Annotated in this window: 15 protein-coding genes; 6 read left to right on the top strand and 9 right to left on the bottom strand. The window is 70.1% G+C overall.

The genetic code is table 11. The features are described 5' to 3' along the window. A complete protein-coding gene (locus AB5J56_RS03630) occupies positions 1-966 on the bottom strand; it encodes a carbohydrate ABC transporter permease (RefSeq protein WP_369229936.1) in 966 nt (321 codons plus the stop codon). 175 nt (positions 967-1141) lie between these two features. On the opposite strand from AB5J56_RS03630, the gene AB5J56_RS03625 reads away from it, so the two are divergent. Together AB5J56_RS03625 and AB5J56_RS03620 are read left to right on the top strand one after the other, a co-directional pair. Then, positions 1142-2302 carry an ROK family protein gene (locus AB5J56_RS03625; protein ID WP_369229934.1) on the top strand — a complete coding sequence of 387 codons (1161 nt, stop codon included), beginning with the start codon at positions 1142-1144 and terminating at the stop codon, positions 2300-2302. A gap of 103 nt (positions 2303-2405) precedes the next feature. Further along, the gene (locus tag AB5J56_RS03620) at positions 2406-2591 is read left to right on the top strand and encodes a hypothetical protein (RefSeq protein ID WP_369229932.1); all 186 of its coding nucleotides are present in this window, start codon (positions 2406-2408) and stop codon (positions 2589-2591) included. A gap of 41 nt (positions 2592-2632) precedes the next feature. Here AB5J56_RS03620 and AB5J56_RS03615 read toward each other — a convergent pair whose 3' ends face one another. The 3 genes from AB5J56_RS03615 to AB5J56_RS03605 form a co-directional block, all read right to left on the bottom strand. Continuing rightward, a complete protein-coding gene (locus AB5J56_RS03615) occupies positions 2633-4012 on the bottom strand; it encodes a S1 family peptidase (RefSeq protein WP_369229930.1) in 1380 nt (459 codons plus the stop codon). Positions 4013-4142: 130 nt separating this feature from the next. Further along, positions 4143-4973, bottom strand: coding sequence for an SAM-dependent methyltransferase (locus AB5J56_RS03610; protein WP_369229928.1), 831 nt, complete (start codon positions 4971-4973; stop codon positions 4143-4145). A gap of 55 nt (positions 4974-5028) precedes the next feature. Then, positions 5029-6063, bottom strand: coding sequence for a DUF3800 domain-containing protein (locus tag AB5J56_RS03605; protein WP_369229927.1), 1035 nt, complete (start codon positions 6061-6063; stop codon positions 5029-5031). Positions 6064-6128: 65 nt separating this feature from the next. On the opposite strand from AB5J56_RS03605, the gene AB5J56_RS03600 reads away from it, so the two are divergent. After that, positions 6129-6887: a type 1 glutamine amidotransferase domain-containing protein gene (locus tag AB5J56_RS03600; protein ID WP_369229925.1), complete on the top strand. Its 759-nt coding sequence runs from the start codon at positions 6129-6131 to the stop codon at positions 6885-6887. A gap of 3 nt (positions 6888-6890) precedes the next feature. Here the strand turns inward: AB5J56_RS03600 and AB5J56_RS03595 are convergent, their stop codons facing one another. After that, a complete protein-coding gene (locus AB5J56_RS03595) occupies positions 6891-8252 on the bottom strand; it encodes an NAD(P)/FAD-dependent oxidoreductase (protein ID WP_369229924.1) in 1362 nt (453 codons plus the stop codon). A 260-nt stretch (positions 8253-8512) separates the two neighbouring features. Between AB5J56_RS03595 and AB5J56_RS03590 the strand changes: the two genes are divergently transcribed. After that, a complete protein-coding gene (locus AB5J56_RS03590) occupies positions 8513-9151 on the top strand; it encodes an HAD family acid phosphatase (protein WP_369229922.1) in 639 nt (212 codons plus the stop codon). A gap of 68 nt (positions 9152-9219) precedes the next feature. Then, positions 9220-9606 carry a PPOX class F420-dependent oxidoreductase gene (locus AB5J56_RS03585; RefSeq protein ID WP_369229919.1) on the top strand — a complete coding sequence of 129 codons (387 nt, stop codon included), beginning with the start codon at positions 9220-9222 and terminating at the stop codon, positions 9604-9606. A 9-nt stretch (positions 9607-9615) separates the two neighbouring features. On the opposite strand, the gene AB5J56_RS03580 is transcribed toward AB5J56_RS03585, so the two are convergent. The 4 genes from AB5J56_RS03580 to AB5J56_RS03565 all read right to left on the bottom strand — a co-directional run bounded on the left by AB5J56_RS03580 (position 9616) and on the right by AB5J56_RS03565 (position 13501). Further along, positions 9616-10293, bottom strand: a complete 678-nt coding sequence (locus tag AB5J56_RS03580; RefSeq protein WP_369229917.1) for a hypothetical protein — start codon at positions 10291-10293, stop codon at positions 9616-9618. A gap of 167 nt (positions 10294-10460) precedes the next feature. Continuing rightward, positions 10461-11465 carry a Gfo/Idh/MocA family oxidoreductase gene (locus AB5J56_RS03575; RefSeq protein ID WP_369229915.1) on the bottom strand — a complete coding sequence of 335 codons (1005 nt, stop codon included), beginning with the start codon at positions 11463-11465 and terminating at the stop codon, positions 10461-10463. A 70-nt stretch (positions 11466-11535) separates the two neighbouring features. Next, positions 11536-12306 carry an SDR family oxidoreductase gene (locus tag AB5J56_RS03570; protein ID WP_369229913.1) on the bottom strand — a complete coding sequence of 257 codons (771 nt, stop codon included), beginning with the start codon at positions 12304-12306 and terminating at the stop codon, positions 11536-11538. Between the two features lie 16 nt (positions 12307-12322). Then, entirely contained in the window at positions 12323-13501 is a 1179-nt protein-coding gene (locus AB5J56_RS03565; protein WP_369229911.1) for a phytanoyl-CoA dioxygenase family protein, read from the bottom strand. Positions 13502-13612: 111 nt separating this feature from the next. Here AB5J56_RS03565 and AB5J56_RS03560 point away from each other — a divergent pair, with 111 nt between their 5' ends. Then, entirely contained in the window at positions 13613-14659 is a 1047-nt protein-coding gene (locus AB5J56_RS03560) for a LacI family DNA-binding transcriptional regulator (RefSeq protein WP_369229909.1), read from the top strand. Positions 14660-14964: the final 305 nt, after the last annotated feature.

Genomic DNA, 14964 nt, shown 5'->3' with positions numbered 1-14964 from the left:
TCAGCCGAGGTCGGTCTGTCCGGCCCGGGTGATCCGGTACTGGACGAAGGTGATCGCGCTGAGCACGACGAGCAGGGCCACGGACATCGCGGAGGCGTAGCCGAACTGGAAGCGGCCGAAGGCCGAGCCGTAGATGTAGTACTGCAGCACGTTGGTGGCGTTCGCCGGACCGCCCTGGGTGGTGACCGCGACCGTGTCGAACACCTGGAACGAACCGATCACCGTCATGATCAGGACGACCGCGAGCACCGGCCGCAGCAGCGGCATGGTGATCCGCAGGAACATCCGCCGCTCGCTCGCCCCGTCGACCTTCGCCGCCTCGTACATGTCGTTCGGAATGGCCTGGAGGCCGGCGAACAGAAGCAGCGCCGTGTAACCGACGTGCCGCCACACGTTGATCAATGCGATCGTCGGGATCGCCCATGTCTCGTCGGCGAGGAAGGGTATGCGGTCGAAGCCCAGCGCCCCGATGATCTCGTTGCCGATGCCGAGCTGGGTGTCGAGGATCCAGAGCCAGACGATGCCGGCGACGACGTTCGACATCAGGTACGGCGTCAGCACGATCCCGCGCAGCACCGCCGACTGCGTGAGGCGCTGGAGCAGGACGGCGATGGCGAGGGCAGAGACCGTCTGGACGCCGATGTTGATGAGGACGTACTCGACGGTGACCTTGAGCGAGTCCCAGAAGATGGGGTCGTGCACCATCCGCACGTAGTTGTCGAGCCCCACCCACTTCGCCGGAGTGAGCAGATTGAAGCGGGTGAAGCTGAGGTAGACGCCCCGCAGCGTCGGCCAGAGCAGGAACACCAGGAAGCCGAGCATGGCCGGGGCGACGAAGAGCGCCGCGAGCGGCCCGTCCCCGTGCTCGGCGCCTGCTCGGATCCGGTGCGTCTTCGGCTTGGGCTGTGCCCCTTCGGCGCCGCGCAGTGGGAGGCGCGACGGTGGGCTGCTGGAGGCGACGGTCATGGGGAGACTCCCTCGGCGGCGGCTCGTCCTGGGGCCACTTACTTTTGCGGCGAAAGAATCGAGCCGTCAAGGGTCGTGCACACATCTTTTCCTGGCCGGATGTAACGGTCTAAGGTGGCTCCTGCGGTACCTATTAGTTCCACTGCGAAAGAAATCTTGCGGGAGTCTGAGCCTCATGACCACACGCGCCGCCAGTTGGCTGCCGCTGAGCTCCGGTGAACGCTCGGTGGCGATCGAGGTGCTCGTCCACGGCCCGCTGTCGCGCACCGAACTCGCCCGGCGGCTGAACCTCTCGGCGGGCAGCCTCACCCGGCTGACCAAGCCGCTGATCGAATCCGGCCTGCTGGTCGAGGTCCCCGAAGGCGGCACCCTGGCAGAGGCCCGGCAGGGCCGCCCCTCGCAACCGCTGGACGTCGTCGCCGAGTCCCGCTCCTTCATCGGCTTCAAGATCACCGATGACATGGTCTACGGCGTCGTCACCACCCTCAGGAGCGACATCGTCGCCCGCCACGACCGCCCGCTCACCACCCACGACCCGGCCCAAGTCGCCGACCTGCTGGGGGAGATGACCGCCGAACTGGCCGCCGAGCACCCCCGGCTCGCGGGGATCGGCATCGGCGTGGGCGGACTCGTCCAGGACCGGGCCGTGGTCGGCGAATCGCCGTTCCTGCGATGGCGCGACGTCCCGCTGGCGGAGCTGGTGGAGGAGCGCACCGGACTGCGGGTGGTCGTCGAGAACGACGTCGCCGCCCTCGTCGAGGCCGAGACCTGGTTCGGCGCCGGCCGGGGCCTCGACCGTTTCGTTGTCCTCACCATCGGCGCGGGCATCGGCTACGGGCTCGTCCTGGGCGGCAAACGGGTGCCCTGCGCCGAGGAGGACCGCGGCTTCGGCCGCCACTGGATCCTCCGCCCGGACGGCCCGCTCACCCCTGACGGCGAACGCGGCAGCGCTGTCTCGCTGTTGACCATCCCCAACATCCGCTACCAGGTTCAGGCGGCCACCGGCCACGACCGGACCTACGAGGAGATCCTCGCCCTCGCCGCCGCCGGGGAACCCATGCCGTTGCGCGTCGTCGACGAGGCGGCACACGCCCTGGGCACCCTGGTCGCGCAGATCGCCAACTTCGCCATGCCGCAGAAGATCCTGCTCGCCGGCGAGGGCGTCGGACTCATGGAGGTGGCCGGCCGGACGGTTGAGGAGACCCTCCGGGCCCACCGGCATCCGCTGGCCGCCCCGGTCGACCTGGAGACGAAGGTGTCCGACTTCCACGACTGGGCGCGCGGAGCGGCGGTGTTGGCGATCCAGGTGCTCGTGCTCGGTTCCGCCCAGGCCTGAACTGGGGCCTTGCCGCACGGTGATGATCGAGAGTGATCAGCTTCACGGTCCGTAATGTTGCGAGACGTACGATTACTCACATCGCCTTCACGTCGATCCCCGTATGCTTCACACCATGTCCATCACTCCTGACTCCGCCTCGGAGCGTTCCGCAGCCGAGGTCAACGAGGAGATCCGGGCCCTGTGGTTCCGGGCGGGCGGGACGCTGAACATCGACGAGCGGCGGGAGTACCAGCGGCTGGTCACGGAATGGGCGGCGGCCGCTCCCCAACCCACCAAGGTGGCGTGACGCGAGGCGAAGCCCCGCGGGGCGCCGTCCTCGGCCCCGGATCACCCCCAACTCTGTGAGAACGCGCGACGGTACCGGTTGCGCTCCTGCTCCGTGCGGATGTACCTCGTGGCCACCAGGGCGACGAGGCTTCCCGCGATCACCAGCAGGCCCGGGCCGATGTTCTTCGGGTCCGTGAGCCGCGAGACCAGTGTCTGCGCGGTCCCGGACGTACCGACCGCCTCGACCGAACCCGGCGCGACCGAGCTCGGCGCGATGGCCGCCCCCTGCGAGGCCGAGGACGACGGCGCCGCGGAGGCCGCGGCCCCGCCCGCGGAGGCCCCCGGCAGCCCGGCCAACTGCACCCCCAGCGTGCTCATGGCCTTGGTCACCGGCTGGAAGAACGTCGTACCGCCCGTCTTGCAGTCCCCGTTGCCGCCCGAGGTCACCCCGAGCGCGACCCCCTCGGAGAACAAGGGGCCGCCGCTGTCCCCGGGTTCGGCGCACACCGTGGTCTCGATGAGCCCGGTGACCGTGCCCTCGGGGTAGTTCACCGTCGCGTTGAGCGCGGTCACCTGCCCGTCGTGCATCCCACTGGTGCTCCCGCTGCGGAAGACCCGCTGGCCGACCGTCGGATCGGCGGCCCCGACGATCCGGACGCCCTGGCCGCCGCCGATGGCCACGACGTTGCTCCCGGCGCCCGCCTGCCCGCTGTCGTACTGGATCAGGGAGAAGTCATTGCCGGGAAAGGCCTGGTTGATGGTCCGGCCCAGCTGCTGGGAACCCTGGTTGTCGGCGAACCAGATCGAGCCGGCCGGTCCGCAGTGCCCGGCTGTCAGGATGAACTGGTTCTGGCCGTTGGTCACGTTGAAGCCCGCCGAGCAGCGCCCGCCGGTGGAGAACATCGGCTGCGCGCCGTTCAGCCGGGTGGTGAAGGTGCCCTGGGTGCGCTCCATGCGCACGGAACCCCCGATGCCGTCGGCGACCTTCGTCAGCCGCGACCAGTCGGAGGCGGAGACGGTGCTGTCGGCCTGCACCACCACCTCGTTGTGGGTGTAGTCCACGGCCCACGCGGTGCCCGCCACCCGCGGTGATGAACTCAGGGTCTGGGTCGCGGACTTGAGGTCCTGCATGCTGAAGTCCACGACCTTGGCGCGCGCCCCCGCCTTCGTCACCTCGGCCGCGGCGCCCGCGTCGGTCACCGCGACCACGGGCCGGCCGTCGGTGGCGATCCAGCTGCCCGCGGTCCGGGCGGTGCCCAGGCGCGTGACCAGGTCGGTGCCCATGGAGGCGGCGGCCTGGGCGGAACTCGCGGTGGCACGCGACGTGTCGGAGGGTTCGCTCGCCATCGCGTGCGTCACCATCAGCCCTCCGTAGAGCAGCCCGCCGACGGCCGCGAATCGCGCCCCCCGTCGGACGATCCGTCGTCGTGCGTGCTTCATCCATGGCTCCCGAAGCCGAACTGCACGGCGTCACCACCGCAGGGGCCCCGGTCTTGAGCACCCTTCTCCCTTACGTGCGGTGACGCCACTGCGTTCACTCCGAAACGCCGTACATCAACGGCGTCCGCCGTCAGGCCTTGCGGCCCACCCCGCCGAACATCGCGACCTCGTCCGGCTCGGCCCCGTCGGTGTTCTCCGGCCGCCAGCGCGAGCAGGACACGACACCCGGTTCGAGGAGCTCGAGCCCGTCGAAGAAGCGGGCGACCGCCTCGGGAGTGCGCTGGGTCAGCTTGGGGGTGCCGTGCTCGTTCCAGAAGGCGACGGCGTCGTCCACGTCGGGCATCGCCGGGCTGGTGATCGTGTGCGAGAGGACGAGGTGGCTGCCCGACGGCAGTGCGTCCAGCAGACGCCGCACGATGGAGTACGCCTCGTCGTCGTCGCCGATGAAGATGACGACACCGAGGAGCACCAGGCCGACCGGCTGGCTGAAGTCCAGCGTCTTGGAGGCATGTTCGAGGATGGCGTCCACATTGCGGAGGTCCTCGTCGAGGTAGTCCGTGCTGCCCTCGGGCGTGCTGGTGAGCAGCGCGCGGGCGTGCGCCAGCACCAGCGGGTCGTTGTCGACGTACACGATCCGCGCGTCCGGGGCGAGCCGCTGGGCGACCTCGTGCGTGTTGTCCGCGGTCGGCAGGCCGGTGCCGATGTCGAGGAACTGGCGGATCCCGCGGTCGGCGACCAGGTGGCTCACGGCGCGGCCCAGGAACAGCCGGTCGGCCTGCGCGTAGTCGCCGATGCCCGGGTGCAGTTGACGGATCTGGTCCCCGGCCGCCCGGTCGACCTCGTAGTTGTCCTTGCCACCCAGCCAGTAGTTCCATATCCGGGCCGTGTGCGGCTGCGTCGTGATGATGCGGCTGCGCACCGACTCGGAGGGGTGTTCCGCGGCTGCCGGGTTCTCGGTCACGGGTTCAGCTCCTGGAGTTGCGAAGAGGTCCTGAAATGCGGTGTCAACTGGCAATCTAGACGGCCGAGTTGCCCCTTGCGCCCCTGGGGGAGAGATTGGGTGGCCGCAGCAGGGCCGCGCTGCGGTCGTCGCCCCAGACGGAGGACGCGCCGACGTAGGGCCGCAGCAGCGCGGTCAGGTGCGGATCGCCCCGTTCGTTGAGCTCGTCCGAGGCGATCTTGCGGGCGATTCCGGCGAGGAAATCGGCCAGTTGGACCCGCGCGTCCTCGCGCGAGTCGACCAGCGTGAGCCCTTGCAGCCGCGACGCCCGCCGGATCCAGGCGATCCGCTCTTCGGTGAGCATGTTCTGCCGGTCGTGGACCAGCAGGACGCGCCGCCCGCCGGCACTCCAGTGGGCGGCCGTGTCGACGATCGCCGGAAGCAGCGGATTGAGCACGGGAATCATGGCGGGGGCATGGAGCATCCCGGCCCGGAAGGACTCGGCGCGCGAGCGGGACCGCCCGAGCAACGCCATGATCTCGCCCACCCGGTCGTCGGCGCCGGCACGGCTCAGGACGTCCACGACACGGAAGAACGAGTCGACCGGCGTGCCCACTTCGCCGTTGTAGCGGGTGCGCATCAGGTCGTTGCAGGAGTCCAGGAATTCCTGCCAGCGCTCGTTGCCGTAGACGCGCGGGCCCTCGCGGTAGAGAGTGAGGGCCGTCGCCCCGCCGTCCCCCACGAGCAGGTCCACCACCCTGTCCACGACGAGGAACGACTTGTCGGTCAGATGGACATACGCGCGCCCGTATACAGGCCCGGACGGACCGAGCAGCCATTCCAGCACCGGCCGGTGCTTCTCCCGCAGCAGGTGGTTCGCCTTGTACACCTCCGCCGGCGAGCGGATGCGGTCCCGCACCTCCTGAACGTGGTCCGCGGCGGACTCCATCGGCAGATGCACACTGGCGTGCGCGAACACGTCGGTGTTCCCACGGGTGAGGTTCTCCCCGTCGGACCCCGACTCGTCACAGGCGACCTCGAGAACCTGCCCCGCGCACCGGGCATCGGGCGGCGCCCCACCGCGCTCTGCCCGGTCGCCGTCATCCCTCACGGCCCGCCTCCTTCGCTGTGTCCAGGAACAGCATCGCCCCACGTGCCCCCTGCCATCATGTGCACATGCGTGTGCTGATGCCGGTCCCCGACCGCGATTTCGACGTCACCGAAGTAGCCGTGCCGTGGCGTCTGCTCACCGACGCGGGCCACGAGGTCGTCCTCGCCACCGAGCGGGCGGGCACCCGGCCGGCGGCGGATCCGCGCCTGCTGACCGGCGTGCTCTTCGGGCAGCTCGGCGCCGACGAGGAACCCCGGCGGTTCTACCAAGAGCTCACCGCAGTACCGGAGTTCACCGCCACCGTGTCCTGGGCGGACATCGAGGTCGGGGAGTTCGACGGGCTGCTGCTGCCGGGCGGCCATGCACCGGGCATGCGCCAGTACCTCGGCTCGGCGGCCCTTCAGGAACAGGTCGCGCGCTTCTGGGCACTTGAGCGGCCCGTCGGCGCCATCTGCCACGGCGTTCTCGTCCTCGCCCGCTCACGTGACACCGCGACGGGCCGCAGTGTCATCGCCGGCCGGCGCACCACCTGCCTGCCCAAGTACATGGAACGTACGGCCTACTTGACCACCGCCTGGCGTCTCGGCCGCTACTACCGCACCTATCCGGCCTATGTCGAGGACGAGGTCAGGTCGGCCCTAGGCGCCCCGGACGCCCAGTTCGCACGAGGTCCGCGCACCCTGACCCGGCGCGGGACCGCCAACGACGACACGCACGCCTTCGTCGTCGAGGACGGCCACTACCTCTCGGCCCGCTGGCCCGGGGACGCCTATCTCTTCGCCCGCCGCTATCTCGCCCTGCTGGGGAGCCCCGCAGTGGGCTGAGGGTCAGCCCTCCCCGCTGTCGGGGCGGGTCCGGGCCGCGACCTCCTTCGGCGTCAGATACACGTCGGTGTACTCGAAGTCCCGCAGGGTTCCCGCCCTGTTGGAGAGGAAGCCCGTGCGCACGAAGTCGTCGCCCGCGACCGAGTTGAGGAGCCAGTTCGCACCGGTGCGGAACCGCGCAGCCCCGGTGCGCAGCGCGTACAGGTGGTACCCGCGGGCCACGACCTGCGCGGGGAAACCCTTGAGGCCGATGCCGAGCGGCTTGGACACCGCGTCGTAACCGCCGAGGTCGACGACCAGCCCGAGGTCCTTGTGCTTGTACGGCGCCATGGGCTGCCCGCGCAGCAGCGCCGCCAGGTTCTTCGCAGCGTGCCGCCCCTGCCGGGCGGCGTGCTGGGCGGTCGGCGCGCAGTAGGAACCGTCGCCCTTGACCAGGTCGGGCACGGCGGCCGCGTCACCCAGCGCGAACACACCGTCCAGTCCTGGCACCGTGAAGTCGGGCTCGGCGACGATCCGGCCGCGTACGGTCTCGGCGCCCATGGAGTCGACGAGCGGGCTCGCCGCGACCCCGGCCGTCCACACCAGCGTCCGCGAGGGCAGCACCCGGCCGTCGGTGAGGGTGACCTTGTCCTCCGTGACGGAGGCGACGGATGTGCCGAGGGAGATCTCCACACCGCGCTTGGTGAGCATGCGCAGCGCGGTGGCGCCCAGTTTGTCGCCGAGCTCCGGCAGCAGCTTGGGGGCGACGTCGACCAGGTGCCACTTGATGAGGGAGGGATCGATGCGCGGGTGGTAGCGCTTGGCCGCCGCGGTGGTGAGGCGCTGCAGGCAGGCCACGGTCTCGGCGCCCGCATAGCCGCCGCCGACCACCACGAACTGCAGCCGCGCCGTCCGTTCCTCCTCGTCCGAGGTGGCCGCGGCCAGGTCGAGCTGGGCGATCACGTGGTCGCGCAGATACACGGCCTGCGCCAGCGTCTTCATGCCCCGGGCCTCGTCCTGCAGACCGGGGATGTCGAAGGTGCGGGTCACACTGCCGGGGGTGAGCACCAGATAGTCGTACGGCAGGTCGACGAAGCCGCCGGTGATCTTGCGTACGACACAGACCTTGGCCTGCGGGTCCACGCCCACCACACCGCCCGGCAGCAGCTCGGTGCGGCGCAGGATCCGGCGCAGCGAGGGCGCCACGGACTGCGGGGTGACGACACCGGAGGCGACATGCGGCAGCAACGGCAGATAGAGCTGATACCCCGTCGGACTGACCAGGGTGACCCGGGCCTGACCGGGCGAAAGGGCCCGCTCCAGACCCCGCGCGGTCTCGACACCGGCGAATCCGCCGCCCACGATCACGATGTTCGGTATTGCCATTGCAGCCGCCTCTCCTCTTTTGTACCGGTACCGCGGCCCGCCTCCCGCGAGCCAAGGCTCACACGGGAGGCCGACGCATGCCACCCCGCATCCGGAATGTCCGCGCGGCCGAGGATCACCGGCAGAAAGTCGCTACCGGGGGGTAACTTTTGCGCCGCCCTCCGTACATCCTTGGGCGTGAACATGACGTGCGCGGCGACGGTACTCCTACCTCGTTGCGCCGAAGTTGTGAGACATGAAGATCTGCGAAGGGGACGGGAATGACAGGACGTGGTGTGGGCCGCCGTATAGGCGCGGTTTCGGCGGTCGTGGCGTTGGGGATCGGAGGAACGGTCACCGCGGCGGGTACCGCGGCGGCGGCTCCGGTCCAGATCGCGGCGAGCGCGTCGGCGACGAGCACCGACGTCGACTACGCCACCTGGCAGCGTGACGTCCAGGCCGTCATCGACCAGGCGACGCCCTACGTCCAGCAGCGCACCGCGAACGCCGCGGGGCAGAAGCTGGCCCTCGTCTTCGACATCGACAACACCACGCTGGAGACCGACTTCCACCCCTGGTACCAGCTCCCCACTCCGGCCCTCAAGCCGTCCCTCGCGCTCGCCAAGTACGCGGCCTCCCGGGGCGTCGCCGTCTTCTTCGTCACCGCCCGGCCGGGCATCATCTACTCCGAGACGAAGTGGAACCTGAAGACCGTCGGCTACCCGGTCTCCGGCCTCTACGTCCGCGACCTGCCCGATCTGTTCGACGAGGTCAGCGCCTACAAGACCGGCAAGCGGGCGGAGATCGAGTCCCTCGGCTACACGATCATCGCCAACGTCGGCAACAACGAGACCGACCTCGTCGGCGGCCACGCCGAGCGCACGTACAAGCTGCCCGACTACGACGGCCAGTTGTCCTGACCCGGCTGCCCGCCACAGCGCACGACCGAGCGCCCGGGCCCTCGCACCCGGGCGCTTAGACTCCGGCCATGAACGAGACCTCGCTGGACACCCTCGGGTCGGGCAAGTACCTGCTGATCACCAGCTACCGCAAGAACGGCACGGGCGTCGCCACACCGGTGTGGGTGGTCCGCGACGGCGAGGCGCTCGGAGCCTGGTCCGCCGCGGACGCCTGGAAGGTCAAGCGCATCCGCAACCGGCCCGACGTGCTGGTGGGCCCCTGCGACCTGCGCGGGAACCCGACCGGCGACCCGATCCCGGCCACGGCCGTGATCCTCGGCCCGGCCGAGACCGCCGAGTACCGGCGCCTCCTCGCCCGCAAGTACGGTCTCATCGGCCGCCTCACCCTCCTCGGCAGCCGCCTGCGGCGCGGCGCGAGCGGCACCGTGGGCATCCGCATCTCGCCGGTCGACTGAGGCAGGACATCACGCGTAGAACGGCCCCGGAGTGCTCCAGGTCGTGGTGCCGAAGACGTTCGCGTCGTCGATGCTGACGTTGACGTCGGTGACCTTGAGGCCGTACTGCGTCGCGGTCATCCCTTCGGGGCAACTGACCTGCACGGCCTCGAAGTTGACGAAGAATCCGGGGCCGTAGTCATCGGTGTACTTGTGGAACTGGGACAAGATGTAGTTGCTGTCCGGTGCGTAGTACACCGCCGACAGGGGCTGCTGATGCGTGCGGACGACAACGCTCGTGCTGTGGTCGAAGGCGCCGTCGGAGGTCATGCAGCCGAAGGTGCGCTCGGTGTCCGCGGACGCCGTGAAGTAACCGCCGGTGCTGGAGAGTCCGGCCAGATAGCCGGGCTGGTTGCGGACGTTGTGCAGGACGACGGAGAGACTGAAGCCGCCGCAGCCCGGCGTCGGGCTGTAGTCGTGGTAGATGAGCTGGCACTTGCGGTCGCCGAAGGCGGCGTTGGGGTCCGGGTTGTAGGGCTGCGGCACTACCGCCCCGTAGAACTTCACGGTCGCCGAGATGCCTCCCTCGGTGGGCGCCGGGATGTCCGCGCCGGTCGTGGCCTGGGCGGCGCCCGGCCCGGTCAGGACGAGAACGGCCCCCGCGACCAGGGCGAGGATCAACCGGACCAGGGCTCTGGACGCACGCATGCTTCCGCTTCCCATGTGAAACTTTCCCCCTCGTGCACGTGGTGCACACTCACATGAACGCTGACCACCGCACGCTATCCACTCTCCGACCACGCGCAGGGCGAACGCCCCAACGCTCACAAACGGAACGGTGTTGGGGTGCGCGGCCGCCGTGGTGACGCCGGACGTCACCCCTTGCGGACGTCCTCCAGCCGCACCGGACGGTGTTCCGCCAGCGACAGGGTGCAGGCCTCCGCGATCCAGCTCGCCTCGACGGCGTCCGCCACTGTGCACGGCGAGGTGCTACGGCCCGCGACCACCTCGGTGAATGCCCTGAGTTCGGCCCGGTAGGCGTCGGCGAAGCGGTCGAGGAAGAACGTGTGCGGCGTACCGGCGGGGAAGGTGGCGCCCGGCTCCACGGAGCGCAGCGGCAGCCGGTCCTCCAGGCCCACGGCGATACTGTCCTTCATGCCGTGCAGTTCCAGCCGAACGTCGTGACCGCGGGCGTTGTGGCGGGTGTTGGAGACGACGGCGAGCGTGCCGTCGTCGAGGGTGAGCAGGGCCGACGCCGTGTCGACGTCGCCCGCGGCGGCGATGTACTCGGCCCCGCGGTTGCCGCCCGTCGCGTACACCTCGGTGACCTCCCGGCCGGTGACCCAGCGCACGATGTCGAAGTCGTGCACGGCGCAGTCCCGGAAGATCCCGCCCGACGCGGCGATGTAGGCGGCCGGCGGCGGCGCCGGGTCCAGCGTGGTCGAGCGGACGGTGTGCAGCGGACCGAGTTCGCCGCTCACCACCGCCTTGCGCGCGGCCACGCAACCGGCGTCGAAACGCCGGTTGTAGCCGATCTGCACCTCGACCCCGCTGTCCTCGACCGCGCGCAGCACGGCGAGGCTCTCCTCCACGGTCCGCGCCACCGGCTTCTCACAGAAGACGGGCACTCCGGCCCGCACAGCGGCGACGATGAGCGCCGGATGCGCGTCGGTGGCCGCGGCGATCACGACGCCGTCGACACCGGAGGCGAGCAGCACTTCGGGGGAGTCGACCGCGATGGCCCCGAGCCGTTCGGCGGCCGACGCGGCGGCCGCGGCCACCGGGTCGGTGACCACCAGCGAGTCCACCGTGTCGAGCCCGGCGAGGGTCGAGGCGTGGAAGGCGCCGATCCGGCCGAGTCCCAGGATGCCGATACGCATGAGAAGTTGCTCCTTCGAGAGCGGTGGACGGTGTGTGGGGGAGTGCATGGCGTACGCCCGCTCGCGCGGGTCAGTCGAGTCCGCCGATGACGTTCTGGTCCCAGTCGATGACCGAGCCGGTCACCACGCCGCTGCGGTCGGAGAGCAGGAGGACGACGAAGTCCGCGATCTCGTCGACCTGTCCGAGCTTGCCCATCGGCAGGGTCTTCGCCGCCTTCTCCCGCCAGTCGTCGCCAGCGCCGTGGAAGGCGCGCTGCACGGCGTCCTCGCCCTCCGTCTCGGTCCACCCGATGTTGAGGCCGTTGATCCGGATCCGGTCCCAGCGGTGCGCGTGAGCGGCGTTGCGGGTGAGGCCCGCGAGTCCGGCCTTGGCGGCGACATACGGGGCGAGGAAGGGCTGCCCGCCGTGCTCCGAGGAGGTGATGATGTTGAGGATCGTGCCCGGCGCCCCGCGGTCCACCAGGTGCCGGACGGCGGCCTGCATCGCGAAGAACGGGGCCCGCAGGTTGATCGCGATGTGCGCGTCGAACAGCTCCGGAGTGGTGTCCAGGAGCGAGCCACGCGAGGTCAGACCGGCGGCGTTGACCAGGCAGTCGACCCGTCCGTGGGCGGCCACGACCTGCTCCACGGCCTCCCGTGCCTGTGCGGGATCGGCCAGATCGGCCCGTACGAAGAAAGCGCCGGTCTCCGCCGCGAGCCGCTCACCGACCTCGGCGCGGCGTCCCGTGAAGGCGGCGGTCGCCCCCTCGCCTACGGCAGCGCGCACGATGCCCGCGCCGACGCCCTGGCTGCCGCCGTTGACGAGGACGACCTTGTCCCGCAGTAGTTCCTGAAACCCCATGAGTCCGCTGTCTCCTTCAGTTCGCGCGGCGCACGGCGCCGGCCTTCAGTTCCCGGCCCAGCCGCTCCGGCATCCAGCCTTCGGCCACGGCTCGCCACACGGTGTCCGCCTGAGACGGCGGGGCGAGCCCGTCGACCGGCGGGTCGAGATCCAGGTTGGTCGGGAAGGGATAGCCCTCGGCGCAGGCCGCGACCACCCGGCGCAGCCACTCCTCGTCGGCGCCCGCGCCCTTGCGGCGCAGCAGGACCGGGAAGAGCGCGTTCGCCATCGCCTCCCGGTCGACGCTCTCCATCGCCCGGCCGAAGGCGGAGGAGATCTGCAGCAGGTTCGCCATGCGCCGGATGTCCGCCGAGCGGTTGTGCCCGGCGGCGTGGAAGAGCGCGGGGTTGAAGAAGACCGCGTCGCCCTTGTCCAGCGGGAGCTGCACATGACGGTCCGCGAAGTACTCGATGAACTCCGGGCGCCGCCAGGCGAGATAGCCGGGCTCGTACTTCTGCGAGTGCGGCAGATACAGCGTCGGGCCGGACTCGACCGGCATGTCGCAGTGCGCCACCGCGCCCTGGAGGGTCAGGACGGGGGAGAGCCGGTGCACATGGGCCGGGTACGCCGCCGCCCGCTCCTGGGAGAGGAACCCGAGGTGGTAGTCACGGTGCGGGCTCTGCGCCGCGCCTCCTGGGTTGACGACGTTGACCTGCGAGGTCATCTGGTGGCCGGAGCCGAGCCAGGCCTCGGCCACCAGGGTCAGCACGTCGTTCGCGTAGTAGTCGGCGAACACCTCGGGGGCGCGGACGGCGAGCTTGTCGAGGGCGCCCCACACCCGGTCGTTGGATCCCGGCTTGGCGAAGTGGTCGCCGCGGGCCCCGCCCGTCGCACGCTCCTCCTCGATCAGCGCCTCGAAGACCTCGGTGGCCCGGTCCACGACCCCGTGATCCGGGAACGCCCGCTTGAGGACCACGATGCCCGGCCCGTCCAGCAGCGCGCGCACGAACTCCTCATGTACCGCCCGGCGGCCGGATGCGGTGGCGACGCTCCCACGGAGGCGGTCGCAGTCGTAGACGAGGACGTTCTGCTCGACAGCCATGGCGGCCGGGTAGTCGCGCGGCTCGGTGCGTTGCTCGATCAGTGGGCGGAAGGCTTCGAGACGGCAGTCGTCGTCCGTCAGCCAGGTCCGTGGTCGGGGGTCGGTCAGAGACATCAGGAGTCCTTTCCAAAGGGCCGTTCATCTGCCAGTCTCAGGACCCCGAGCCCCTCATACAATCCGCAGAAGACCGTCAAAAACCCCTCAACGACCGTCCAGGACGTAGCCATGGCCCACCCGTACCCGATCAGGGAGATCGCCCGTCAGGCCGGCCTGAGCCAGGCCACTGTCGACCGGGTCCTCAACGACCGGGGCGGTGTACGGGAGAGCACCGTCCGCGAGGTGCGCCAGGCCATCGACGACCTCGACCGTCAGCGCACCCAGGTGCGCATCGGGGGCCGTACGTTCATGGTCGACATCGTGATGCAGGCACCGGACCGGTTCTCTTCCGCGGTGCGCGACGCCCTGGAGGCCGAACTGCCGTCCCTGCACCCGGCCGTGGTGCGCTCGCGCTTCCACTTCCGGGAGACCGGACCCGTGTCCGAGCTGATCAGGGAACTGGACAGGATCGCCGGACGGGGCACTCAGGGAGTGATCCTCAAGGCACCCGACCTGCCCGAGGTCGCCGCGGCCGTCGGACGGCTGGTGGCCGCCGGTATCCCCGTCGTCACCCTGGTCACCGATCTGCCCGGCAGCGCGCGACTGGCCTACGTCGGCATCGACAACCGGGCGGCGGGCGCCACCGCGGCCTACCTCGTGCGCCAGTGGCTCGGCGACCGTCCGGGGAGCGTGCTCACCACGGTCAGCCGCGGCTTCTTCCGCGGTGAGGAGGAGCGGGAGATGGGTTTCCGCAGTGCCCTGCGCGACGCCCTGCCCGCCCGGCGCCTGGTCGAGGTCACGGGCAGCGACGGACTGGACGCCGGCCAGCGCGAACTCGCCGTGGCCGCCCTCGAACAGGACCCGGAGATCAACGCGGTCTACTCCATCGGCGGCGGCAACGCGGCGACGGTCGACGCCTTCGACACGCTCGGCCGCGAGCTGCGCGTCTTCGTCGCGCACGACCTGGACCACGACAACATCCGGCTGCTGGGGGAGCGGCGGCTGTCCGCAGTGCTCCACCACGACCTGCGGCAGGACATGCGCCGCGCCTGCCAGACGATCATGCGGGCCCACCACGCGCTGCCCGACGAGGGGCCGTTCCTGCCGTCGGCGATCCAGGTGGTCACTCCGTACAACATGCCTCCCGGGGTGACGGGGATGCCGTTCACGGGTTGACGGAGATCGCCCTTTCCGTCGTACGGACATGCCGTGGCGACGGCGCAGGTGGAGGGGCCAATGCTGCTGTCCGGTACGGGAGTTGGCTTGATGTGTTCTGCGTGAAGCGTTGACTAGAAAGCGCTTGCCCCTTACGTTCCCGTTCAGCAGCGTGACCCGTCTGCGTCATCGCATGTACGAGATATGAGATCCCGGAGCCGCATTACCTGGGGAAGTGCACTCCCCGGAGCTTTTTCACCCGCCGCCGGGTGACGCTGTGCATCGCACGAAGTTCAACATGGCGTACGCCGTTCGCGAATATGACC

The organism is Streptomyces sp. R21 (genome assembly GCF_041051975.1).
GTDB lineage: Bacteria > Actinomycetota > Actinomycetes > Streptomycetales > Streptomycetaceae > Streptomyces.
The sequence above is the reverse complement of the archived record's forward strand: the minus strand, read 5'-3'. Positions and strand labels throughout refer to the sequence as shown.